Annotated in this window: 22 protein-coding genes and 1 pseudogene; 5 read left to right on the plus strand and 18 right to left on the minus strand. The window is 34.4% G+C overall.

Annotation, left to right across the window (positions count from 1 at the left end):
- Positions 1-106 precede the first annotated feature (106 nt).
- The 3 genes from DMB71_RS16940 to DMB71_RS16950 form a co-directional block, all read right to left on the minus strand.
- A complete protein-coding gene (locus DMB71_RS16940) occupies positions 107-1,144 on the minus strand; it encodes an aldo/keto reductase (protein WP_111368101.1) in 1,038 nt (345 codons plus the stop codon).
- Between the two features lie 252 nt (positions 1,145-1,396).
- Positions 1,397-2,341, minus strand: coding sequence for an OmpA family protein (locus DMB71_RS16945; protein ID WP_111368102.1), 945 nt, complete (start codon positions 2,339-2,341; stop codon positions 1,397-1,399).
- A gap of 110 nt (positions 2,342-2,451) precedes the next feature.
- Positions 2,452-3,213 carry an exodeoxyribonuclease III gene (locus DMB71_RS16950; protein WP_111368104.1) on the minus strand — a complete coding sequence of 254 codons (762 nt, stop codon included), beginning with the start codon at positions 3,211-3,213 and terminating at the stop codon, positions 2,452-2,454.
- A gap of 118 nt (positions 3,214-3,331) precedes the next feature.
- Here DMB71_RS16950 and DMB71_RS16955 point away from each other — a divergent pair, with 118 nt between their 5' ends.
- Positions 3,332-5,134 (plus strand): GNAT family N-acyltransferase, encoded by a 1,803-nt coding sequence (locus DMB71_RS16955; protein ID WP_111368105.1) that lies wholly within the window; start codon positions 3,332-3,334, stop codon positions 5,132-5,134.
- 61 nt (positions 5,135-5,195) lie between these two features.
- On the opposite strand, the gene DMB71_RS16960 is transcribed toward DMB71_RS16955, so the two are convergent.
- The 5 genes from DMB71_RS16960 to DMB71_RS16980 all read right to left on the minus strand — a co-directional run bounded on the left by DMB71_RS16960 (position 5,196) and on the right by DMB71_RS16980 (position 8,061).
- A complete protein-coding gene (locus tag DMB71_RS16960) occupies positions 5,196-5,558 on the minus strand; it encodes a DUF805 domain-containing protein (RefSeq protein WP_111368107.1) in 363 nt (120 codons plus the stop codon).
- A gap of 198 nt (positions 5,559-5,756) precedes the next feature.
- The gene (locus tag DMB71_RS16965) at positions 5,757-6,029 is read right to left on the minus strand and encodes a TM2 domain-containing protein (protein WP_111368108.1); all 273 of its coding nucleotides are present in this window, start codon (positions 6,027-6,029) and stop codon (positions 5,757-5,759) included.
- A 76-nt stretch (positions 6,030-6,105) separates the two neighbouring features.
- On the minus strand, positions 6,106-6,570 hold the full coding sequence (locus tag DMB71_RS16970) for a DUF2752 domain-containing protein (protein WP_111368110.1): 465 nt from the start codon (positions 6,568-6,570) through the stop codon (positions 6,106-6,108).
- On the minus strand, positions 6,545-6,922 hold the full coding sequence (locus DMB71_RS16975) for a DUF4234 domain-containing protein (protein WP_008465507.1): 378 nt from the start codon (positions 6,920-6,922) through the stop codon (positions 6,545-6,547). The genes DMB71_RS16970 and DMB71_RS16975 overlap by 26 nt, the downstream gene beginning before the upstream one ends.
- A gap of 188 nt (positions 6,923-7,110) precedes the next feature.
- A complete protein-coding gene (locus DMB71_RS16980; protein WP_111368111.1) occupies positions 7,111-8,061 on the minus strand; it encodes a 2-hydroxyacid dehydrogenase in 951 nt (316 codons plus the stop codon).
- A gap of 209 nt (positions 8,062-8,270) precedes the next feature.
- Here DMB71_RS16980 and nhaA point away from each other — a divergent pair, with 209 nt between their 5' ends.
- Both nhaA and DMB71_RS22295 read left to right on the plus strand, forming a co-directional pair.
- Entirely contained in the window at positions 8,271-9,413 is a 1,143-nt protein-coding gene (gene nhaA / locus DMB71_RS16985; RefSeq protein WP_111368113.1) for a Na+/H+ antiporter NhaA, read from the plus strand.
- A 253-nt stretch (positions 9,414-9,666) separates the two neighbouring features.
- Positions 9,667-9,757 (plus strand): annotated as a pseudogene (locus DMB71_RS22295) (c-type cytochrome); the annotation flags it as partial.
- Between the two features lie 318 nt (positions 9,758-10,075).
- On the opposite strand, the gene proC reads toward DMB71_RS22295, so the two are convergent.
- The 9 genes from proC to DMB71_RS17035 form a co-directional block, all read right to left on the minus strand.
- Positions 10,076-10,852: a pyrroline-5-carboxylate reductase gene (gene proC / locus DMB71_RS16995; RefSeq protein ID WP_111368114.1), complete on the minus strand. Its 777-nt coding sequence runs from the start codon at positions 10,850-10,852 to the stop codon at positions 10,076-10,078.
- A gap of 111 nt (positions 10,853-10,963) precedes the next feature.
- The gene (gene mgtE, locus DMB71_RS17000) at positions 10,964-12,313 is read right to left on the minus strand and encodes a magnesium transporter (protein ID WP_111368116.1); all 1,350 of its coding nucleotides are present in this window, start codon (positions 12,311-12,313) and stop codon (positions 10,964-10,966) included.
- Complete coding sequence (gene rsmA / locus DMB71_RS17005; RefSeq protein ID WP_111368118.1) at positions 12,297-13,082, minus strand: 16S rRNA (adenine(1518)-N(6)/adenine(1519)-N(6))-dimethyltransferase RsmA; 786 nt, start codon at positions 13,080-13,082, stop codon at positions 12,297-12,299. The genes mgtE and rsmA overlap by 17 nt, the downstream gene beginning before the upstream one ends.
- A gap of 208 nt (positions 13,083-13,290) precedes the next feature.
- Positions 13,291-13,602 carry a DUF4286 family protein gene (locus DMB71_RS17010; RefSeq protein WP_008465514.1) on the minus strand — a complete coding sequence of 104 codons (312 nt, stop codon included), beginning with the start codon at positions 13,600-13,602 and terminating at the stop codon, positions 13,291-13,293.
- Positions 13,603-13,662: 60 nt separating this feature from the next.
- A complete protein-coding gene (locus DMB71_RS17015) occupies positions 13,663-15,444 on the minus strand; it encodes a tetratricopeptide repeat protein (RefSeq protein ID WP_111368119.1) in 1,782 nt (593 codons plus the stop codon).
- Between the two features lie 105 nt (positions 15,445-15,549).
- On the minus strand, positions 15,550-16,395 hold the full coding sequence (gene lgt, locus DMB71_RS17020) for a prolipoprotein diacylglyceryl transferase (RefSeq protein WP_111368121.1): 846 nt from the start codon (positions 16,393-16,395) through the stop codon (positions 15,550-15,552).
- Positions 16,396-16,474: 79 nt separating this feature from the next.
- A complete protein-coding gene (gene serS / locus DMB71_RS17025; protein ID WP_111368123.1) occupies positions 16,475-17,746 on the minus strand; it encodes a serine--tRNA ligase in 1,272 nt (423 codons plus the stop codon).
- A gap of 160 nt (positions 17,747-17,906) precedes the next feature.
- Positions 17,907-18,830 carry a hypothetical protein gene (locus tag DMB71_RS17030; RefSeq protein WP_111368125.1) on the minus strand — a complete coding sequence of 308 codons (924 nt, stop codon included), beginning with the start codon at positions 18,828-18,830 and terminating at the stop codon, positions 17,907-17,909.
- A gap of 74 nt (positions 18,831-18,904) precedes the next feature.
- Positions 18,905-19,444 (minus strand): DMP19 family protein, encoded by a 540-nt coding sequence (locus DMB71_RS17035; RefSeq protein WP_111368127.1) that lies wholly within the window; start codon positions 19,442-19,444, stop codon positions 18,905-18,907.
- A gap of 308 nt (positions 19,445-19,752) precedes the next feature.
- On the opposite strand from DMB71_RS17035, the gene DMB71_RS17045 reads away from it, so the two are divergent.
- The gene (locus DMB71_RS17045; RefSeq protein ID WP_111368130.1) at positions 19,753-20,202 is read left to right on the plus strand and encodes a protease complex subunit PrcB family protein; all 450 of its coding nucleotides are present in this window, start codon (positions 19,753-19,755) and stop codon (positions 20,200-20,202) included.
- A 289-nt stretch (positions 20,203-20,491) separates the two neighbouring features.
- Positions 20,492-21,394 carry a PhzF family phenazine biosynthesis protein gene (locus DMB71_RS17050; RefSeq protein ID WP_111368131.1) on the plus strand — a complete coding sequence of 301 codons (903 nt, stop codon included), beginning with the start codon at positions 20,492-20,494 and terminating at the stop codon, positions 21,392-21,394.
- Positions 21,395-21,453: 59 nt separating this feature from the next.
- Here the strand turns inward: DMB71_RS17050 and DMB71_RS17055 are convergent, their stop codons facing one another.
- Complete coding sequence (locus DMB71_RS17055; protein ID WP_111368922.1) at positions 21,454-21,681, minus strand: CDGSH iron-sulfur domain-containing protein; 228 nt, start codon at positions 21,679-21,681, stop codon at positions 21,454-21,456.
- Positions 21,682-21,956: the final 275 nt, after the last annotated feature.

Consider the following 21,956-nt stretch of genomic DNA (forward strand, 5'->3'; position numbering starts at 1 on the left):
AACTTAAAAATTTAACTTTGCGACTCTGCGTCTTTGCGAGATTAAAAAGAAAAAAACTTCGTGCCTTAGCGCCTTCGTGGCAAAAAATCACTTGTACGCAAAAAACTTATGGAGCTGGATCAGGAATTATAGCCTGAACTGCATCAATTTCAGCTAAGATTTGTTTAGAAAGAACAACATCAATCGTATCGATATTTTCTTTTAATTGTTCCAAGGTTGTAGCGCCAATAATAGCACTTGTCAGGAACGGTTGTTGCAACACAAATCCCATTGCTAATTGCGTTAGCGTTAAACCATGCTTTTTAGCGATTTCCTGATACAATTTTGTTGCTTCTGTACATTGATCGCTACTGTAACGTTTGTATTGCGGAAAAAGATTAATTCTCGCTTTTGGGTGACTTTCGCCAGTTAAGAATTTCCCAGTCAAAACACCGAAGGCTAAAGGTGAATATCCTAATAAACCAACATTTTCATATTTTGAAACTTCTGCAGAATTCACTTCAAATAAACGGTTCAATAGAGAATACGGATTCTGAACGGTTTTGATTCTTGGCAGATTGTTGTATTTGCTTTCTTCCAAAAGACGCATCATTCCCCACGCATTTTCATTAGAAACTCCAATATGTTTGATTTTACCTTCTTTGATTAATCCGTCGAAAGTTTCTAATATTTCTCTGAAATTATCTTCCCAAACATCATCATGTCCATGAAAAGCGCGCTGACCAAAATTGTTAGTTTTTCTTTCCGGCCAATGCATTTGGTACAAATCAATATAATCTGTCTGAAGTCTTTTTAAACTTTGCTCAACAGCAAATTTGATACTTGCTGGAGAAAAATCCAGTTTCTCACGCATGTATCCAAAATTCGGATTCGGACCTGCGATTTTAGAAGCCAAAATTACCTTATCTCTGTTTCCTGATTTCTTAAACCAAGTTCCAATAATTTTTTCTGTGCTTCCGTAAGTCGCTTCACTTGCAGGAACGGAATACATTTCGGCTGTGTCAAAGAAATTAACTCCTCTTTCAAGAGCGTAATCCATTTGTTCGTGCCCTTCTGCTTCTGTATTTTGCTGCCCGAAAGTCATTGTTCCAAGGCATATTTTACTAACTTTTATATCGGTGTTGGGTAATGTTGTGTATTTCATTTTTTCTTTAAAGGTTCAAAGTTGCAAAGTCACAAAGGTACAAAGGGATTTTTCAAATCTAAATTTGTGAAAGGTTAAAAAAAGTACAAGATTTTCTTGGTTTCTCCTGCGAGGTTTCTAAAACCTTGTAGGTTTATTTTTTTTATATTGAAATAAGATATTTATACCTACAAGGTTTTATAAACCTTGCAGGAAAGAAAAAGGCTCAAAAGTAAAAACCTTTGAGCCTTTGAACCTATGTCCCTTTGAACCTTAGTTTATGCTATTAAGCATCTCCGCAATCTCGTCTAATCTTGGAGTCAAGATAATTTCAATTCTACGGTTTTTAGCTTTTCCTTCCGGAGTAGCGTTGCTTGCTAGTGGAGAAAACTCGCTTCTTCCCGCCGCGGTTAATTTTTGTTTATTGATTTTTGGGTTTTCGCTTAAAATAGCTACGATTGCTGTTGCTCTTTTAGTTGACAGATCCCAGTTGTTTGCAATTGGTCCAGAACCAGCATACGGATCATCATCTGTATGTCCTTCGATTAAAACAGAAAGATCTGGATTGTCTCCTAAAACTTTTCCCAGTTCTACAACAGCTTTTCTTCCTTCAACACCAACAGCCCAGCTTCCTGAATTGAAAAGTAATTTATTTTCCATAGAAACATATACTTTTCCGTTTTTCTGTTCCACTGTTAAACCTTTACCTTCAAAACCATTTAAGGCTTTAGATAAAGTTTCTTTAAGTTTGCGCATTGATTCTTCTTTAGCCGCAATCATATCTTCCAATTCTTTCAAACGATTAGCTGTTTTATCCAAACGAGCTTGTTCATCTGCAAGAGCTTTACCTTTTGCTTCTAGTTGCGCTAACAATTCACGGTTTTTAGCCATGTTTTTCTCTAATGCATCATTGCTATTTTTCTCTAATGCATTGTATGAATCCTGAAGCACTTTATATTTCTTTTGTTCAGCAGCAAGATCAGCTTTTTGTTTTGCCAAATCGTCTTTTGTGCTGGCCAAATCTTTAGTCAGTTTATCACGGTCTAGTTCTAATTGATTTTTTGCCGCTTTCAAACTTTCATTTTCATCAGCGATAGAACGGTTTTCTTTTTTCAAATCAGAATATTTTGTTTCCAGATCATTGTAAATTTTCTTAGAAACACATGACGTTGTGGACAAGGCTAATGCCAATAATCCGATGGAGGCTTTTTTAATCATCTTACTTTAATTGGTTTTTATTTTAGGCGTTTAAAATCTCACAATTTTAAAATTCAGAATCAATTCTTGAATTTAAACCACCTTTCTCTCAACAAGAACAATACCAAAAATTAGTCAATTTCGACTAAAATAGGGCAATGATCTGAATGCATAGCGTCTGGAAGTATAACAGCTCTTTTTAATCTGTCTTCTAATACATTGCTTACCAAATTATAATCGATACGCCAGCCTTTGTTATTTCCTCTAGCTCCTGCACGATAACTCCACCAAGAATAATGGTGAGGCTCTTTGTTGAAATGACGGAAACTATCAATAAAACCAGATTTCATAAAAGCATCCAGCCAAGCACGTTCTGCAGGAAGAAATCCTGAAACGGTTTTATTACGAACGGGATCATGAATATCTATCGCTTCATGACAAATATTATAATCTCCGCAAATAATTAAATTCGGAATCATAAGTTTCAATTCATTAATATAATTCTGAAAATCATCCATAAACATAAATTTATGATCTAGTCTTTCAATGTTTGTTCCAGACGGAAGGTATAAACTCATTACTGAAACATCATCAAAATCTGCTCGAAGATTTCTTCCTTCAAAATCCATGTGGTGAATTCCTGTTCCGTAAACAATATTATTCGGTTTTGTTTTAGAAAGAATCGCTACTCCGCTATATCCTTTTTTGGTTGCAGGATAGTAATATTGAAACGGATAACCTGCTGCTGTAATATCATCTACTGGAATTTGATCCTGTGTCGCTTTTATTTCCTGAAGACATATTACATCAGGATTTGCTTGCTGCAGCCACTCGATAAACCCTTTGTTTATTGCCGCTCTAATTCCGTTTACATTATAAGAAATAATTTTCATCAGTGATTTTTTTAGGATTCCAAATGTAATAAAAAAGTGCAAAGTTTGTCTTGGAAACAGCGAAAAGTAGAGTTTTTTGTTATCTTTGTTCGCTGTTCTAATAAATTAAAAGTAGTACATGGGTTTAGTTACCGCGAAAGAAGTTGCAAAGGCAATAAATGTTGAAAAGTACGGAGTTTTCGGTACCTTTTCTGGCTGGATTCTTATGAAGGTTCTTAAGATCTCGACCCTTAATAAAATTTACGATCGCAATAAACATTTGGAAGACCTTGACTTTTTGAATGGAATTTTGGACGAAATGGAAATTAAGTTTGAAATCCCTGAAGAAGATTTAAAACGTCTGCCAAAAGATGGTGCGTATATAACCATTTCTAATCATCCGCTTGGTGGAATTGATGGAATTTTGCTTTTGAAATTGATGCTTGAAAGAGAGCCAAATTTCAAAATCATTGCCAATTTCTTGTTACACAGAATTGTTCCGATGAAAAAATACATTATGCCGGTTAATCCTTTTGAAAACCATAAGGATGCAAAATCGAGCGTAATTGGCATTAAAGAAACGTTGCGCCATTTGAGCGATGGAAAACCTTTGGGAATTTTCCCTGCAGGAGAAGTGTCAACTTATAAAGATGGCAAATTAGTAGTAGACAAACCTTGGGAAGAAGGTGCGATAAAACTAATTAGAAAAGCTAAAGTACCTGTTGTTCCAATTTATTTTCATGCCAAAAACAGTAAATTATTCTACTGGCTTTCTAAAATTGATGATACTTTAAGAACTGCGAAATTACCTTCTGAGCTTTTGACTCAAAAAGACCGTGTAATTAAAGTTCGTATCGGGAAACCAATTTCTGTAAGTGAACAAAATGAAATCGAATCTTTTGAAGAATACTCAGAATTCTTAAGAAAGAAAACCTATATGTTGGCAAATCCGTTTGAGAAAGACACCAAACTGATTGACACGGCAAGCCTTAAAATACCAAAAGCACCTAAAAAAATTGTAACGCCCGCAAGCGAATCAAAATTGATTGATGAAGTTCAGGCATTGCGTGATAGCGACAGCAGGTTTTTACAAAGCAAAAACTATGAGGTTTTCTTTGCAAGCGCAAAAGAAATACCGAACATTTTACACGAAATTGGACGCTTGCGCGAGATTACTTTCCGTGAAGTTGGCGAAGGAACAAACGAGTCGATTGATATTGACGAATACGACCAATATTATCACCATATGTTTTTATGGGATGATGAAACCAATAAAATCGCTGGAGCATACCGTATGGGATTAGGTTCTGAAATCTATCCAAAATATGGTATTGAAGGTTTTTACCTGACTGATCTTTTCAGATTTGAACCAGAATTGCATGACATGATGCACAAATCGATCGAAATGGGACGTGCATTTATCGTAAAAGAATATCAGCAAAAACCAATGCCTTTATTTTTATTATGGAAAGGTATTATCCATACTACTTTGCGTCATCCTGAACACAAATATTTGGTTGGAGGTGTAAGTATCAGCAATCAGTTTTCAGATTTCTCTAAATCGCTTATGATTGAGTTTATGAAATCAAACTATTACGATCCATATATCGCGCAATATATTCATCCTAAAAAAGCATACAAAGTAAAACTGAAAGACGCAGACAAAGATTTCATTTTCGACGAAGCAGAATCTGATTTGAATAAGTTTGATAAAATCATTGACGAATTAGAGCCAGGAAATTTACGTTTGCCAGTTTTAATTAAGAAATACATCAAACAAAACGCAAGAGTTGTCGCTTTCAACGTTGACCCGTTATTCAACAATGCAATTGATGGTTTAATGTACATTAGAATAGCAGATATTCCAGAAAGCACTATGAAACCTGTCATTGAAGAGTTTCAGATTGAATTGGAAAAAAAATTATCTGAAAAAGAAGAGTAATACAAATAAAGAAGCCGTTTCAATTGAAACGGCTTCTTTTGTATCATTAAAATCAGAGAACTTATTCTTTTCCAATTTCATTAATATCCTCTAATTGATTTTTAGGATCTGCACCGTATTGATTTGGCCCTTTTTCACCTTCTGTTGCTAACAATACAATATTATAAATTGGAATAAGTAAGAACCATCCGCTCTTATTGATATCATGCATTCTTCTAACTCCAACAGCAATTGCAGGAATTAAAACTGCAAAACCATAAATTCCTGTAACAATTTTAAAAAATGGTAAAAATGATTCAAAAATTCCAAAGATGAAATTAATAATTACACTTGCTAAAAAGAACATCCAATATTCTTTTCTTCTAGCTCTTCCATTAAAATTTGCATAATTTTTTAAAACTACTTTCTTGTAAATTTCTAACATAATAAATTCTTTTTAATTCCTTACTCATTATGGATTTTCAGTTACTCCATTACTTCTTTTAACAGAGCGCAAAATTATCTACTTAGAAAAGCGCCAATAGACTCTAAAAGCTTTTATTATATCAGAAAAAGACATTTTTAAGCATAAAAAAATCCCATTCATTTCTGAATGGGATTTAGATATAAATGTATTTTTCTTTTAAAACCAGCCTTTATAACCAATCTGATACGTTTGATAAAACTCTTCATCATCTCTGGTCAGATATATTATTCCTTCGATAACTCCAATTATACCGCCAATTCCAAAGGCAAAACCTAGAAGAAGCTGAATTATTCCTTCTTTGGTATAACCCAAATAAAACTTATGGATTCCTAGATATCCTAATAAAATAGCTAAAATTCCAGCTAACACTTTTTTATTTTCCTGTCCGTAACGCGGATTATTCCAATCTTCTCTCTTTGTATTTTCCATGATCTTAATTTTTAGTATTCTTAAAACTGTACTTGAACAAACAAATCTGATTGTTGCAAAATCAGATTATTGGATTTTAAAACCAAATTGACTGATGCAAAATATCATCAAAAGAGTTGTTTCTCACAAATAAAACCAATCTTATAAAATGATAAACCCCCAGAAAAATGGCTAATGCATAAGCTAACCTTCTGTTGTATAAAAGCGAATTAAAATATTCTTTTTTGGTAATTAATTCTGTAGTCAAAACAACAATCGTTACGGCACAAAAAGCAATAACAAAAGGCCCCAAAATATGATAAGAAATTGATTTGTATAGATCTCCCTGATAAAAATAGACTAAGGATTTTGTAATTCCGCATCCTGGACACGGAAAACCTGTCAGCATCTTAAAAGGGCATAATGACTGATCTGTTTCCAGGTGATCATTATGATTATGAAGCATTAAAAAAAACGGAACTATCAGTGTAATTGCTGCACCGATAATTCCGTAAATTTTACGTCTAGTTTGCGTATTATTTATATAATCTGTTGATATCACCTTGTACAATCATTGCCGCCGCAATAGGAAAAAAGAATCCTAAAACAATTAATAAAGTAGATTGGTCTTTTTGAAGCTCACCAGTTTTCTCATATACTTTTGGCAATGCATCTTTACCAGCCAAGTAGTAGAAATAAATATTAACCGGCATACAACAACCTGCAAAAATTGCAACTGGCTGCGAAATAACTTCTCTTTTCGCTACAGCATTAAAAACCTCTGCTACTTTAATGTTCCAATAAATTAAATACAATCCGCAAGTTAAAAATCCAAATAGCAAAACCATAATAGGATCTACTTTAAATACTGGGATTTGTTCTTCAAAATTATTCGATGTTTCTTGTAATTCCATCTTTGCTTAAAAAATTTATTAATTCCTACTCTTCGGATTTTCGGCTTTCTCCAAACTTTAAACAAATCTATTTAGATTCATTTTTTTAAAATTCGGAAACAATATTATTAAAAATTAACAAATAAAACTAATCTCACTAAATAAAATTCACAAGAAAAAACTCGTTATTAAAATCTAAAGGTCGTAACCTAGTTTTTGCCGTACACAGCTTTTATTTTGTCTACAATTACCTGCGCCAAACGTTCATGACTTTCAAAAGTCCAGCCCGCAATATGAGGCGTCAGCAAAACGTTTTTAGCTTCCATAAGATATTGAAGCGCTTCCGGTGTATTGTTTTCTTGAAATAAGGTTTCAAAAGAAAGTTTTTCGTATTCTAAAACATCCAAACCTGCTCCTAACACTTTTTTCTCTTTCATTGCTTCAACCAAATCGGCTGTAACTATATTTTTACCACGCGATGTATTAATAATCCAAAATGGCTTTTTAAACGCATTTATAAAGGCGCTGTTAACCATTTTATCTGTTTCTGGTGTCCAAGGAAGGTGAAGGCTTAAAACATCTGCTTTTTCGCGTAATTCCTCCAGAGAAACTTGTTTGGCATTTTCGTCGCCAACATTATCCAAAATATCATAGCATAAAACCTGTGAATCAAATCCTCTTAATTTTTTAGCGAAAGCTTTTCCCATGTTTCCATAACCGATAATTCCGACTGTTTTTAAATCCAATTCATGTCCACGGTTGCTTTCACGATTCCAATGCCCCGCTTTTACTTCTTCATCGGCTTGATTTAAATTATTAAACAATGACAAAATCATTCCTAACGAATGTTCTGCAACAGCATTGCGATTTCCTTCCGGTGCTGCAATAAGATGAATTCCTTTTGAAAAAGCATACTCACAATCAATACTTTCCAGGCCTGCGCCAACTCTTGCAATAAATTGCAACTTTGTTGCAGCATCTAAAAAAGTCTTGTCAATCTTAAATCGGCTTCGAATTACGATTCCGTTATAATCTTGAATTTTTGCTTCGATTTCTTCTTTTGAAGACTTAAAATCGGCGTGGTTTTCGAAACCAGCTTCTTCCAGTTGATTCCAAAGAATTGGATTGTTACTATCGATATGAAGAATTTTTATACTCATTTTTTCTGAATTTTATAAAAAACAAAAATACGGTTAATTTAATCTCGCAAAGTCACAAAGCCGCAAAGTTTTTCCTCTTTCAATAAACTTTGAACCTCTGAATCTTTGCGCCTTTGTTCCCAAACTTTTTATTGCTCAGATTTTTTTTTAACTTTGAAAGAATACGGATTTCGTAATCCATCATATAAATCTTCAGAAAATCTTCTCTAATGAAACTTACCAAGACTTTTAAAGCCTTTTTTGAAAACGAAAAATCGGGAGGAATTATCTTGCTCTTTGTCACGATTTTATCTCTTTATCTTGCTAATTCTTCGATTCAAATTCCGTACGTTGCTTTTTGGGAAAAAGAAGTTGCGGGTCATTCTATAACACATTGGATCAACGACGGCTTGATGACTATTTTCTTCCTTTTAATCGGATTGGAGTTGGAACGCGAGATTTATCATGGTGAATTATCCAATATTAAAAATGCTTCTCTGCCCATTATGGCGGCTTTTGGAGGAATGCTGGTTCCTGCTGCAATCTTCCTGGCTTTAAATTATGGAACAACCACACAAAATGGAGCTGGAATTCCAATGGCAACCGATATTGCTTTTGCCATCGGAATTTTATCGCTTCTTGGAAAAAGAGTTCCCACATCTTTGAAAGTTTTTTTAACTGCTTTGGCTGTTATTGATGATTTAGGCGCTATTATCGTTATTGCAGTTTTTTACACCACATCAATTTCTTTTTTGAATCTCGGAATTGCACTAGGAATTTGGGGCTTGCTATTTATCTTAAACCGAATGAAGGTTCATAATCTAATTCCGTATTTAATTGGTGGAGCCATAATGTGGTATTTTATGCTTAATTCAGGCGTTCACGCAACCATTACAGGAGTAATTTTAGCATTTGTAATTCCGTTTGGCGATGGCGGAGAGAAAACCTCATCTTATAGATTACAGCATTTTTTGCATCAGCCCGTTGCTTTTTTTATTCTTCCCTTATTTGCGATAGCCAATACAGCTTTAACAATTACAGAAAACTGGCATGAAGGTCTTAATCATGTTAACACATACGGAATCATTCTAGGACTTGTAGTTGGAAAACCGCTTGGCATTTTACTTTTCTCGTCTGTTGGCGTGACATCTGGCTTGTGCATGTTACCGAAAAACTTAAAATGGGCGCATATTTTAGGTGCAGGAATGCTGGGCGGAATTGGTTTTACCATGTCAATATTTATTACGGTTCTTGCTTTCAAAAATCCTGAGGTTATTATTTTTTCTAAAATTGCGATTCTTATTGCTTCTTTCGTAGCAGGTTTGACGGGCTTTTTATATCTAAAATATATTTTGAATAAAAAAGCGAGCTGAGTTTGACAAATTATAAAAAATTGCTCCCATCTATTCTATTAATCTGATTAAAGCAAATTCCAAAAAATTCCAACTTTAAATTCTTTAAATGAAAAGAATTCATCAAATACTACTTTACTCAATTTCTTCAATAATTGTATTAGTTGGAGTAATTTTCTATGAAATGGAAACATACGAGCCTCCTATAAATTGGTATTGCAATACTCCAGTTCCAAACTTCTGTGGTACACCAAACCTATCAGAAACTCAAGAAAAAGGAAGAGAAGTGTTCAATGCGAACTGTGCCGCTTGTCATAAGTTAGACGCCAGAAGTACAGGACCTGCACTTCGTGGAGTAGATTCATTAGTTTTTGTAAAATGGATTATTGGTAAAAATCACAAAATTGATACTGCAAAAATTGAAGATTTAGGAATAGATTATCATCGAACAATGTTTACTGAATATGTAAACGGAAAAGACCTGCAATCAATAATCGAATATTGCTCCAGAGAGCGTAATTATTAATTTCAAAAATAAAATTTAAATACTTCGTAGAGCTTCTTGCGGAGATTTCTCGTTCCTCGAAATGACAAACTGAACTTTTTAATCTCAAAACAAAAAATTCCAAACTCCATTTTAAAATTGGAATTTGGAATTTATAATATTGGAATTTCTTTAAAACTTAACCTTTGATTTGTTTCAAAGAGGTTTTGATTCCTTTTATCAAAGACGAACTGAAACCATTATGCTCCATTTCATTCAAACCAACAATTGTACAGCCTTGCGGTGTTGTTACACGGTCGATTAATTGCTCTGGGTGCACTCGTTCTTCTAAAAGCATTTTAGCCGCTCCTTTTACCGTTTGAGCCGCAATTGCTAAAGCGGTATTAGAATCAAAACCAATTTCGATTCCTGCCTGCATAGATGCACGAATATAACGCAATGCATATGCCGTTCCGCACGCACCTAAAACAGTCGCTGCATCCATTAATTTTTCATCAATAACAGGAGCCGTTCCTAGATCTTGAAATAAGTCAACAACTGGCGACGCATTTGATGCATATTTTTCTGGAAAAGAAATACAAGTTGCCGATTCTCCAAACTGTGCCGCAATATTTGGCATAATGCGAACAACTGGATATTCAAAATTTGTTTTGGTTTGAAGCATATCCAAAGACAATCCGCTTACTGCTGATGCAATGGTTTTGTTTTGAATAACTGGCAAAATTTCGGCTAAAACGGTATCAACCTGATACGGCTTTATAGTTAAAATTACAACATCAGCTTCCTGAATATTGTGTTTATTATCGTTAGAAACTGTAATTCCATATTCTGATAAATATTGAATACTTGCAGTGTTTCTTCTAGTAACAGTAACTTGGTTGTTTTTCGAGAATTTAGCAATTCCCAAGGCAATAGAAACTCCAAGGTTTCCTCCTCCAATAATGTGTACTTTCATTTTGGTTTGGCTTTAATTTATTTCTGATTGGTTAACAGCGTTTTCCGCCTGCAAATTACGCAGATTTTAGAGATTTTAAATCACTGTAAAAGGCTAATTTGTGGCAAAAATCTAGAATCCAAGAATCAGATTTGCTACACCAAAGTATAACATGATTCCGAATACGTCATTGGTCGTTGTAATAAACGGACCAGTCGCGATCGCGGGATCAATTTTATTTTTGTTCAGAAAAAGTGGCACCAAAGTTCCTAAAGTTGCAGCAAAAAGAATTACAACAATCATCGAAATTGAAATAGCAAACCCTACCAAGTACTGCTGATACATAATAGAATGATAGCCGAGTAAAAGCAGAGAAATGATACTTCCAGAAATCATCGATACAGTAATTTCTTTAGTAAAATAACCACGGCTAAAATCTTTCAATGTTCCGTTTGCTAAACCTTGAACCACAATTGCCGATGCTTGAACTCCAATATTTCCTGCTGTTGCAGAAAGTAGCGGTACAAAAATGATTAAAGTAGAATATTTTTGAAATGTTCCTTCGTTTCCTTTCAATACAAAAGAAGCTACGATTTCAATTACCATTCCGATTAAAAGCCAAGGCAAGCGCGCTTTGGTCAATTCGTAAACGCTGTCATTCGATTCAACGTCCTGTGTAATACCCGCAGCTAACTGGTAATCTTTATCAGCTTCTTCCTTAATTACGTCTACGATATCGTCGATAGTAATTCTCCCCACCAAACGACCTAATTCGTCAACAACCGGAATAGCCTCTAAGTCATATTTCTGCATGATACGAGCAACTTCAACGTCTTCCGTATCAACATTTACAAAATTTAATTTTCGGATATAAACTTCTCCAATTTGAGTTTTGGTAGAAGAAGTCAGCAAGTCTTTAAGTGATAACCTTCCTTTTAGTCGGTTTTCATCATCAACTACATAAATAGAATGTACTCTAGAAACATTTTCTGCTTGAATACGCATTTCTTTTACGCAAGTTAATACATTCCAATTTTCGTTTACTTTCACAAGCTCCTTACCCATCAAACCACCGGCTGTATTTTCGTCATAACGCAAAAGATCAACAATATCTTTGGCGTGTTCAACGTCGACAAGCTCAGAGATTACTTCCGCTTTTATTTCTTGCGAAAGTTCGGCGATAATGTCGGCAGCATCATTGGTTTCAAGCTCGTCAAGCTCTTCCGCGATTTCCTTTGGTGAAAGTCGGCTTAAGATATTTTCACGCAAATCTTCTTCCAATTCAAGAAGAATTTCGGCTGTTTTATCACTATCTAAAACCTTAAAGATGTAGGTTGCCTCATCGAAATCTAATTCGTCTAAAATTTCGGCAATATCGGCATGGTGCAGATCATTAAGCAAAACTTCCAGTTCACTGTCGTTTTTCTTATTGATTAGCTCCTCTAACTGATGTATAAATTCTTTACTAACTTTGAACTCCATTGGCTTCTATTTTTAGAGTTAGTTCAATAAATTCATCGACGCTAAGCTGCTCTGGACGTTTATCAAAGATAGTGTCTTCTCGCAAATTGTCTGATAAATTTAATGTTTTCAAACTGTTACGTAATGTTTTTCGTCTCTGCTGAAAAGCGGTTTTCACTACTGTAAAAAATAACTTTTCGCTACACGGAAGGCTGTAATCTTCCTTTCGGGTCATTCTCATCACACCCGATTTCACCTTGGGCGGAGGAATAAAAACGTTTTCATTAACCGTAAACAGATACTCGGTATCATAGAAAGCCTGAGCTAAAACTGATAGTATTCCGTAGGTTTTTGAGCCTTTCTTTTCACAGATACGCTCGGCTACTTCTTTCTGAAACATTCCCGAAAATTCTGGAATCTGGTGTTTTAGATCTAATGTCCTAAAAACAATCTGAGAAGAAATATTATACGGAAAGTTACCTATTATGGCAAATTGTTTGTCTTGGTAAACTTCATTTATATTATACTTCAGGAAATCCTGGGAGATAATCTTGTCTTTTAATTTTGGATAATGTGCATCCAAATATGCTACCGATTCGGTATCGATCTCAATAACGTGCGTGGTAATTGGCTTTTCAAGTAAATATTTAGTAAGCACACCCATTCCTGGCCCTATTTCTAGAATCTCCTCATATCCTTTAAGACTTAAAGTATCAGCAATAGCCTTTGCGACACTTTCGTCTTTAAGAAAGTGCTGTCCTAAATGTTTTTTTGCTTTTACTTTTTCCATTTCATTTCTTGTTTGCCACCAGGCTGCAAAAGTATTCTTTTTGTTGCAAAGGCACTAAGCTTCTTTATTTTTTTTTGCCACTAAGGCGCGAAGGCACAAAGTTTTATTTTTTGTTTTCTTGCCACAAAGGCTCAAAGACTGAAAGTTTTCATTCTTTTCTCTCAGTTATGAAACTGAAAACTGAGACTGTGACTGAAAACTAAAAAATTTAATGCTCCGAAATAACCTCCAATTCTGTTCTGAAAGAAAGCATTTTATCGGCAAATAAACCTAATGCTTCTCTGTGAAATTCTGGTTCGTCTTCGATATAAAACTTCTCTAAAGTTTCCTTGCTGTCTGTTATATACTGTACAGAATAGGTGATTCCGCCCATTTCTTCTTCAACTAGAACTTTTACAATTCGTGCTGAAGAAAATTTATTAGTAGCCAGAATTTCTGGTATGTGTTTTTCCTGCATCCATTTTAACCATTGGTCGTGAACGCTTTCGTGTATGTTTGTGGTAACGTTGTAAATAATCATTTTTTCTTGTTTAATCGTTTGTTCGGTTAACCGGTTAATCGATTAACCGATTAAACCAAACTATAAATTCTTATCCCCTCTTAACTCACGGTATTTTTTTCTGGCATCGACAAAGTAGATACTGTCTTGATGGTTAAAAATTACCTTTTCATATAAAGGCTTTGCCTTTTCTGGATCTTTTAGTTCGTCGTTATAAATTTCAGCGGAGAAAAACAGTGCTTCATCTACATAAATTCCGTCACTGTGATTATCTATAATTTGCTGATACTGGCTTAAAGCCGAAGCAAAATCTTTCTGGCTTTCGTAAACTTTTCCTAAACGAAGCAATGTTACCGCTTCTATTTCCTGACCTTTATAAGTCTTTAAAATATTCTGAAATTGTATAACCGCTTCTTGCTTTTTATTCTGATAGATTAAAAAATCTCCTTTTGCAAATGCTTTCAAAGCCACTTGTGTTGAATCTGCGGCAGTATTATCATTAATCAAAAGAAAATATTCCAACGCATCATTGGCGATTAACTGCGTGTTTGCTGCTTTTAATTCTTTGAATTGTTTCTGCGCCCATTCAAAATCGCCTTTGTAATAACTTGTTTTTGCCGCTTTCAAACTGGCTTCGTGTGCCATTACATCATTCTTTAAATCCAATTGAATTTGCGAATAATAAATTAGCGCCTGATTGTATTTTTCTTCCAAAAGCAAAATATCGGCCAGCTCCATTTTAGCATCGGCTTTTTGATATTCGTTTAGATTTAATTCTAAAGCTTTTTTGATCACTGCCTTTCCTTCTTCTGTCTTTTTCAAATTAAAGGCCAGAAAATGCGCTTGTATGATTTGCAAAGATAAGGTAAAAGGACTGATTTCGTAAGTTCCCAGCAATTGCTTTAATTCTTGATCGATAACTGGATAATCTTTTTCTTGAGCTTTATCGATTTTAATCTGCATTAAATAAGCATTCGACTGAACAAGCAAACCTAAATCTTTAGTATTTTGAAGAATGAAGTTTAGAATTTCTTCTGCCGTATCATTATCTCCTTCATTAATGGCAAATTGACTCAAATTGACAATACTCATTAACGATTCTGGCTCGCGTTTGTAAATGGCTTTTTCCTGAATAAATGCTTTTCCGAATTCTTTTTGCTGTACATAAAACCAGCTTAAATAGTGATTCCAGAAAACGTCTTGATCTTTTTGAGTTCTTAAGATTAATGCTTTTCGCATTGCATCTTTAAAAGCCGTATTGTCGGTTTCGCCATTCATGAATCGAGACAATTGCGTCTGAATCAGATTAGTGTTTTGCGGATTTGTGAAAGACTCAGTCAACAACAAATCGATCATAAGATCTGTTTTTCCTAACTGTCCGTACAGCATTCCAATCTGAAAATTGAAATTGAAGTTTGGCTGAATCTGCATTGCAGTTTGATAGGCTTTCAAAGCATATTCCAGCAAGACTTTTTTCTCAAACGAACTTGCAATTCCGTAAACATCATTCGGATTAACTTTTATTTTTTCGATTGCCTGTTCGTAGTAGTTTTTAGCTTTCGAATCGTTTTTCTGCAATTGAAAATTGTATCCTAACTCAACCAAAAAAACACCTTGCTTGTAGCGGTTGTAACGATCTTGAATTGCTTTCTCTGCGTTGGCAAACTGCTGTAACTGCTGATAGCAATCGACTGTTCTTAAAAAATACTGCGTGTTGGATGGCGCGCCTCTCAAAAGCTCTTCATAACTGATTTTTGCTTTATCAAAATCGCCTTTATCGTAATAATATTGTGCCAGCTGTTCGTTTTGTGCAAACGCAAAACCAGAGCACAACAAAACAATACAAATCAATATGTTTCTCATACTTTCATTTTAAGTTTTCAGTCGCAGTCGCGGTTCTCAGTCTAAGTTTAACTGTAAACTGGGACTTTTTTTAGTTTTCAGTCGCAATCGTGGCTTTCAGTCTTGTTAAAACTGCAAACTGTTACTGTCCACTGAGACTTTCTTAGTTTTCCAAAAAATCAGAGCTAAACCAATTAAAATAAATGGAATACTTAAAATCTGTCCCATATTAATCAGCATACTATTCTCGAAAGCTTCTTGATTTTCTTTAAAAAATTCAATTATAAAACGAGCTGTAAATAATAAAGTTAAGAAAGTTCCAAAGATTAATCCTTGTGCGTTTCTAATTTTTTCTGATTTATACATATAAAACAGAATCACAAAAATCAACACATAGGCAAAAGCTTCATACAATTGCGTTGGATGTCTCGGAATCAAATCGTCTCTTTGAAAGACAACTCCCCAATTTCCGTTGGTTGGTTTTCCGTAGATTTCAGAATTCATAAAATTCCCCATTCTAATAAAGGCACCTGTTACAGGAACTGCAACCGCCATTTTATCTAAAAGTCCCAAGAATTGCACTTTGTATTTACGGCAGTACAAAATCATTGCCGTTATAACTCCAATTGATCCTCCGTGACTTGCCAAACCTTGATAGCCCACAAATTGATATGCGCCTTTAATTTTCTGGATTGGTAAAAGAATTTCTATAGGATGTTTGAAGAAATAATCAGGTTCGTAAAAGAAACAATGTCCAAGTCTGGCACCTAAAACGGTTCCGACAATTACATAAATCAATAAGGAATCAAGATTATCTAAAGAAAGATTTTCTTTTTTGTAAATATTTCTAACAATATAAAAACCTAAAAGAAGCCCGCAGGCAAAAAGAGCTCCGTAATATTTTAACGGAAAACTATCTGTGATCCAGAAAATGACAGGATCTACGTTCCAATTTAATATTCCGTCTTTCATAAGTGGTAATTTTTAGTCGCAGTTTTCAGTCACAGTTCACAGTCGAAACTGAAAACTGAGACTGAGACTGTCAACTAAATTAATTTATAATGTCAAATCCGCAGTAAGGACGTAAAACTTCTGGTATTACGATTCCTTCTGGAGTTTGGTAATTTTCAATAATTCCAGCTAAAACACGTGGAAGCGCTAATGAACTCCCGTTAAGTGTGTGAGCCAATTGATTTTTTCCGTCTTTATCTTTGAAACGTAATTTCAAGCGGTTTGCCTGGAAAGTTTCAAAGTTAGAAACAGAACTGATTTCTAACCAGCGATCTTGTGCTGTAGAAAACACTTCAAAATCGTAAGTCAAAGCAGACGTGAATCCCATATCGCCACCGCAAAGACGTAAAACTCTGTAAGGTAATTTTAATTCTTTTAAAATCTCTTTTACATGTTCTACCATTCCGTCAAGTGCCGCGTAAGAATTATCAGGATGCTCGATGCGAACAATTTCTACTTTATCAAACTGGTGTAAACGGTTTAATCCGCGAACGTGCGCTCCGTAAGAACCTGCTTCACGACGGAAACATGGCGTATAGGCAGTTTGTAAAACCGGCAATTCGCTTTCGTTTAAAATTACATCGCGGAACAAATTCGTAACTGGAACCTCAGCCGTTGGAATTAGATATAAATCGTCTAATCCAGCGTGGTACATTTGTCCTTCTTTATCTGGCAATTGCCCAGTTCCGTAACCTGAAGCTTCATTTACCAAATGAGGCACCTGAACTTCGTTATACCCTGCCTCAGTATTTTTGTCTAAAAAGTAGTTGATCAAAGCACGTTGAAGCTTTGCTCCTTTTCCTTTATAAACAGGAAATCCAGCTCCAGTGATTTTTACACCTAATTCAAAATCGATAATATCGTATTTCTTAACCAATTCCCAGTGAGGCTGTGCGCCTTCGTGCAAAGCTGGAATATCTCCTTCTTCGAAAACATTCAAATTGTCATCTGCCGTTTTTCCTTCAGGAACAATATCGGCAGGAAGGTTTGGTAATGTGTATAATTTATTGGTTAACTCAACAGCCAAAGCTTCTGCTTTTTCGCTCAGTTCTTTACTTTTTTCTTTTAGTGAAACTGTTTTTTCTTTCAAGATCGCTGCTTTGGCTTTCTCTCCAGCTTTCATCAATTCACCAATATCTTTGGACAATTTATTAGATTCTGATAAAGTATTGTCTAATTCCACCTGTGCAGCACGACGATTTTCGTCTAATTGAACCACCTCTTCAACAACGCTTTTAGCATCGATATTTCGTTTTGCTAAAGCTTTGATTACTTTCTCTTGATTTTCTCTAATAAATGCAATTTGTAACATAGCTTGATTTTTATAACTATTGTATTTTTTATAACGGAAGCAAATTTAAGGAAATGTTTGTTAACATTAGGTCAAAGTTTTACAGTAAAACCGAAATCTCCTATAAACAGCAAAAGCACTGTAAAAGTGCTCTTGATGTTATCGTTTTTTTTTTCGAATTTTACTCTAGAAAACGATGCCTGTCATCTCTGTGAAAAGCGTATTCTCTTCCGTTATACTTTATCTTTTCTATTTCTTTTTTAATTTTCAAGTCGCTTTTTTCTTCGATACCATTTTCTAAATCATTTTCTACGGCTTCTTCATAAGAAAAGTTTTTGGAAATGATTAAGTCAAAATAACCGTTGGTTTTATGATCCGAAAAGCTCATTCCGGTTTCCAAAGTTTCTATCTGAAAAGTCCCGCTTCCGTTAGAATCGCCATTGGTCAATCGAATTGGATATTCATATAAAACCTTTTTTATCTCGTTATCAGCCAAAGTTATCAATGTAAATTTCTTTTCCGAATACAAAACAATTCGGCTGCTGGCATTGGCTTCGGTATAAAAAGCAATTGCTGGAGTAGTTTCGTTTAGAAAAACTAGATCTTTCAGGATATGCGATTTTGAAAACTGAATGGCTTCATTATCATAATAACCTAAATTATCGTCAAACTCTTCGGCAATTACAGTTCCGTCTTCACGATTTACAAATAAATATTTACGCTGAAAATAATTTCCCACCTCATTATCGTCATCGCTGGTTTTAAATGCTTTTTTATCATGCGACACCGTTGTCAGAACAAAAAAAACGGTTTGCTCATCATAATTGATAGAACTTGTTTCGTTAATTCTAATATCTGAATATTTAATTTTTAAGTTTGATGCCACTTTTGAGAGCAGATTCAGATTCATTTCTTTTGAATCTTCGATTTCATCCAGATTTTTAAAAATGAGTTTTCTTATTGGTTTTTTGTTGTGGCCAAGTTGTGCTTGCGTTTCCGAAAGCAGTTCCTGATATTGAACTTCGGCATCGTTTTTAACTTTTTCATTCTTCCCGCAGGAAAACAAAAACAGCAAAACGCCACTTAAAAGAATCGTTTTTTTCATAGGCTTGATTTATTAGATATTAGGGCATTCCAAATATATAATTTTCTTACAAACCATAACGAAAAAACAAAAATTTAATCTCTCTTAATTTCGTGACCTACAAACTCTTCCAGTGTTTTAAACATTTCTTCGACAGAAAGCACTTCAGTATCAGGATGCGATTTTAAAAATGCAGCATTCAATTCGGCTAAATTTTCGTCCAATTCAAAATAGGCATTATTATTCAACAAATCTTTAAAAGCATTCGGCGCGTCGTATTTCTCTTTTAAAAACTTCCCTAATTTAATATTGCTCTGCAAACGCAGTTTACGGCATTGCTCTTTAAACAGTTCCAAATGTTTTTCGGCACCAATTAAAGCCAAACCCTCTTCTATTAATTCATTAAGTTCCTTATTCCAGCCCGAATCATGAACGAATTTCGAAAAATTTCCTTCTGCATACTTCGAGGCATAAAAATCTAAATAATAACTCAACAATGCATCTTCGTGAATTAGATCATCGTCAATTTTTTCTTCGCGCATTAAATTAATTACCGAAATATTTGAATTGACAACATCTTGAGGATTTTCACTATTTGCTGCAGTTTCTGAAATAATAATTTTACCGAATTCCATTTGAGTTTTTATTTAAAAAGATTGTTTTGCAAAGTTGAGGGAAATAATTCAATGTTCCTTTTTAAACTTATTTATTTTGCGTTATTTTTTACGCTGTTTAACGTACAAAATAGTCTTTTTGACGTGAAATACAATTTTTCTAGTTTTTCTGCGTTTGTCCTTACAATCTTTAACAAAAAACAACGTTATCAATATAAATTAAAAAGTTGGTCAAAAATTGACTACCTTTAAGCAACCATTTATAAAAAAGCATATCTGTTTAAGAAATAAGACTTTACACCGAAGTCCTCCTAGCTAAAACCAAAAACATGAAACAGATCTTACTACTATTTAGCATCCTGCTTTTGCTGGCCAGCTGTGATAATGATGAATTGCCACAGTCTGATGTTCCATTTGCATTAGTGGGCAAAGGAGATTCTTTTTCTAATGGTCAAAGTATAGCTCAAAGACATTTGGTAATTAAAGACGCTAAAACCTGGAACAACTTTAAGAAAGAAATGAACATCACTAGCGATGTAGCAAAAGGTTTTAAAGAAATGAATATTGATTTTAGCCAATATCAAGTTATTGCCGTAATTGACAAAACACAACCCAACGACGGACATTCTATAGATATTGTAGAAATGACCGAAAACCGCAATACCATAATTGTAAAAGTCGAAAAGCTTAAAAACGGAAATCTTACTAAGAAACCATCTAAACCTTATGACATTGTAAAAACAGCAAAAACAGATAAAAAAGTAGTTTTTGAGCAATAACCTTCAATAGATTTCAATTTAATTTCACAGTAATGATGTAGCCATTGCATTTCTTTTTTACTGTTATTCAATATTAAATAATCCTCAAGAAAAAGTAAAAAGTACTGCTAGAATAGCAGTAAAACTTTTTATTATCTAATTTTATTGCTATCAAATATAGCATACTGTGATTTATTTCTTCACTAAATATTCATTTTGGCGTATTGAAAAGTGAAGCTTATATGTAAAATACAATAATAAACTGTAATTTTATCGCATTCAGATCGACTAAGCTTCAAAACCAGAAAATATGACCCAAAGAAAAGTATTAGAATATTACGTTTTAGACGTATTCTCAAATGAGAGCTACAAAGGAAATCCGCTTTCTGTAGTTTTTACAGATGGAAATCTAAAACTAGAAACATATCAGAATATTTCTCGAGAGTTTCGCTATTCTGAAACCTCTTTTGTCTATTATTCTACAAGAGAAAAAGCGCTGATGGTTCGCTCGTTTACCCCAACTGGAATCGAAATCGACGGTGCAGGACATAATTTGTTGGGCGCTGTCTGTGGCGCACTTTTAAAAGGAATCCCAATTTTTGACGAGCAAAATGAGAGCGAGCCTTTTGTGATTATGAACCATTCTGCAATTCCGTTGACTGTAAGTTTTGATTCTGAAACTCTTTCTCCAATTGTTCAAATGCATCAAAAATCGGCAGTTATCAAACAGGAAATTCCAACTTATAGAATTGCGGTAGCGTTGGGCTTAAAGATTGAAGATTTGGATGTAAATGCTTTTGTGCCAACAATAGTAAAGACAGAAGTTGCACATACGATGGTTCCCATAAAAAACAGTCAAATATTAAATAGTTTTATTCCTGACAGTCAGCTTTTAATCGAAATCTCAAAAGAATATGATTTTGAAGGTTTTTATTGTTTCACCCCAGCCGAAGAAGGCTTAGACCACATAGTTGAAACAAGGTTTTTTAATCCCATAATCGGAATAAATGAAGACCCTGCAACAGGAACAGCCGCCGGGCCATTGATTGGTTTTTTAACTCAAAAGAAATTCACTAAATCAGATAAGGAATATAAAATTCTTCAAGGCGTAAAATTAAAACAGCCGTCGATGATTGAAGTTATGAATCGTGAGGAAGATATTTTAGTAGGCGGTTCTTCGATTATTACAATGAAAGGAGAACTTTACATATAAACAAAGAAGCTGCATCTCAAAAAATGCAGCTTTTTTTATATTCAAAACCTAATAAAGATTTAGTTCGTTTTCATCGGAGGTAAATCAAACGCTTTTGAATCATGTTCAAAGTTATTTCTGTGCGCTCCATCGCAAAATGGTTTGTTTGAAGAATGTCCGCAACGGCAAAGTCCTAACGCTTGTCTTCCTTGCAAACCGTAAAGTGTTCCTTCTGGATCCATGATTTCAAAATCACCTTCAATTTTGATTGATCCGTTTTTATTGATGATTAATTTAGTCTTGCTCATAAATTTGTTTTTTTGTTTTTTTCGGATGGCAAAGATTGCGAAATATATTGTCATTTATAAGCGCGAATCGTAGTTTAAACTGGTTCTATTTTATGGAGAAATTACACAGAGGAACGCGAAGTTTTTACGCAAAGATTCGCAAAGATTTTAATTATTATACTCAAATAATCTCGCAAGGCGCAGAGACGCAAAGTCTTTTCAAGGTTATTTTGTCATTTCGACGAAGGAGAAATCTCCACGAGTAACTCCGTTCCTAAAAGCGTCAATCTTTGTTG

The organism is Flavobacterium tistrianum (genome assembly GCF_003254545.1).
GTDB classification, from domain to species: Bacteria; Bacteroidota; Bacteroidia; order Flavobacteriales; family Flavobacteriaceae; genus Flavobacterium; species Flavobacterium tistrianum.

What these genes read in the sequence shown, in the direction of transcription:
- DMB71_RS16940 (WP_111368101.1), bottom strand. Translation starts at nt 1,144, where the DNA reads ATGAAATACACAACATTACCCAACACCGATATAAAAGTTAGTAAAATA.
- DMB71_RS16945 (WP_111368102.1), bottom strand. Translation starts at nt 2,341, where the DNA reads ATGATTAAAAAAGCCTCCATCGGATTATTGGCATTAGCCTTGTCCACA.
- DMB71_RS16950 (WP_111368104.1), bottom strand. Translation starts at nt 3,213, where the DNA reads ATGAAAATTATTTCTTATAATGTAAACGGAATTAGAGCGGCAATAAAC.
- DMB71_RS16955 (WP_111368105.1), top strand. Translation starts at nt 3,332, where the DNA reads ATGGGTTTAGTTACCGCGAAAGAAGTTGCAAAGGCAATAAATGTTGAA.
- DMB71_RS16960 (WP_111368107.1), bottom strand. Translation starts at nt 5,558, where the DNA reads ATGTTAGAAATTTACAAGAAAGTAGTTTTAAAAAATTATGCAAATTTT.
- DMB71_RS16965 (WP_111368108.1), bottom strand. Translation starts at nt 6,029, where the DNA reads ATGGAAAATACAAAGAGAGAAGATTGGAATAATCCGCGTTACGGACAG.
- DMB71_RS16975 (WP_008465507.1), bottom strand. Translation starts at nt 6,922, where the DNA reads ATGGAATTACAAGAAACATCGAATAATTTTGAAGAACAAATCCCAGTA.
- DMB71_RS16980 (WP_111368111.1), bottom strand. Translation starts at nt 8,061, where the DNA reads ATGAGTATAAAAATTCTTCATATCGATAGTAACAATCCAATTCTTTGG.
- nhaA (WP_111368113.1), top strand. Translation starts at nt 8,271, where the DNA reads ATGAAACTTACCAAGACTTTTAAAGCCTTTTTTGAAAACGAAAAATCG.
- proC (WP_111368114.1), bottom strand. Translation starts at nt 10,852, where the DNA reads ATGAAAGTACACATTATTGGAGGAGGAAACCTTGGAGTTTCTATTGCC.
- mgtE (WP_111368116.1), bottom strand. Translation starts at nt 12,313, where the DNA reads ATGGAGTTCAAAGTTAGTAAAGAATTTATACATCAGTTAGAGGAGCTA.
- rsmA (WP_111368118.1), bottom strand. Translation starts at nt 13,082, where the DNA reads ATGGAAAAAGTAAAAGCAAAAAAACATTTAGGACAGCACTTTCTTAAA.
- DMB71_RS17010 (WP_008465514.1), bottom strand. Translation starts at nt 13,602, where the DNA reads ATGATTATTTACAACGTTACCACAAACATACACGAAAGCGTTCACGAC.
- DMB71_RS17015 (WP_111368119.1), bottom strand. Translation starts at nt 15,444, where the DNA reads ATGAGAAACATATTGATTTGTATTGTTTTGTTGTGCTCTGGTTTTGCG.
- lgt (WP_111368121.1), bottom strand. Translation starts at nt 16,395, where the DNA reads ATGAAAGACGGAATATTAAATTGGAACGTAGATCCTGTCATTTTCTGG.
- serS (WP_111368123.1), bottom strand. Translation starts at nt 17,746, where the DNA reads ATGTTACAAATTGCATTTATTAGAGAAAATCAAGAGAAAGTAATCAAA.
- DMB71_RS17030 (WP_111368125.1), bottom strand. Translation starts at nt 18,830, where the DNA reads ATGAAAAAAACGATTCTTTTAAGTGGCGTTTTGCTGTTTTTGTTTTCC.
- DMB71_RS17035 (WP_111368127.1), bottom strand. Translation starts at nt 19,444, where the DNA reads ATGGAATTCGGTAAAATTATTATTTCAGAAACTGCAGCAAATAGTGAA.
- DMB71_RS17045 (WP_111368130.1), top strand. Translation starts at nt 19,753, where the DNA reads ATGAAACAGATCTTACTACTATTTAGCATCCTGCTTTTGCTGGCCAGC.
- DMB71_RS17050 (WP_111368131.1), top strand. Translation starts at nt 20,492, where the DNA reads ATGACCCAAAGAAAAGTATTAGAATATTACGTTTTAGACGTATTCTCA.
- DMB71_RS17055 (WP_111368922.1), bottom strand. Translation starts at nt 21,681, where the DNA reads ATGAGCAAGACTAAATTAATCATCAATAAAAACGGATCAATCAAAATT.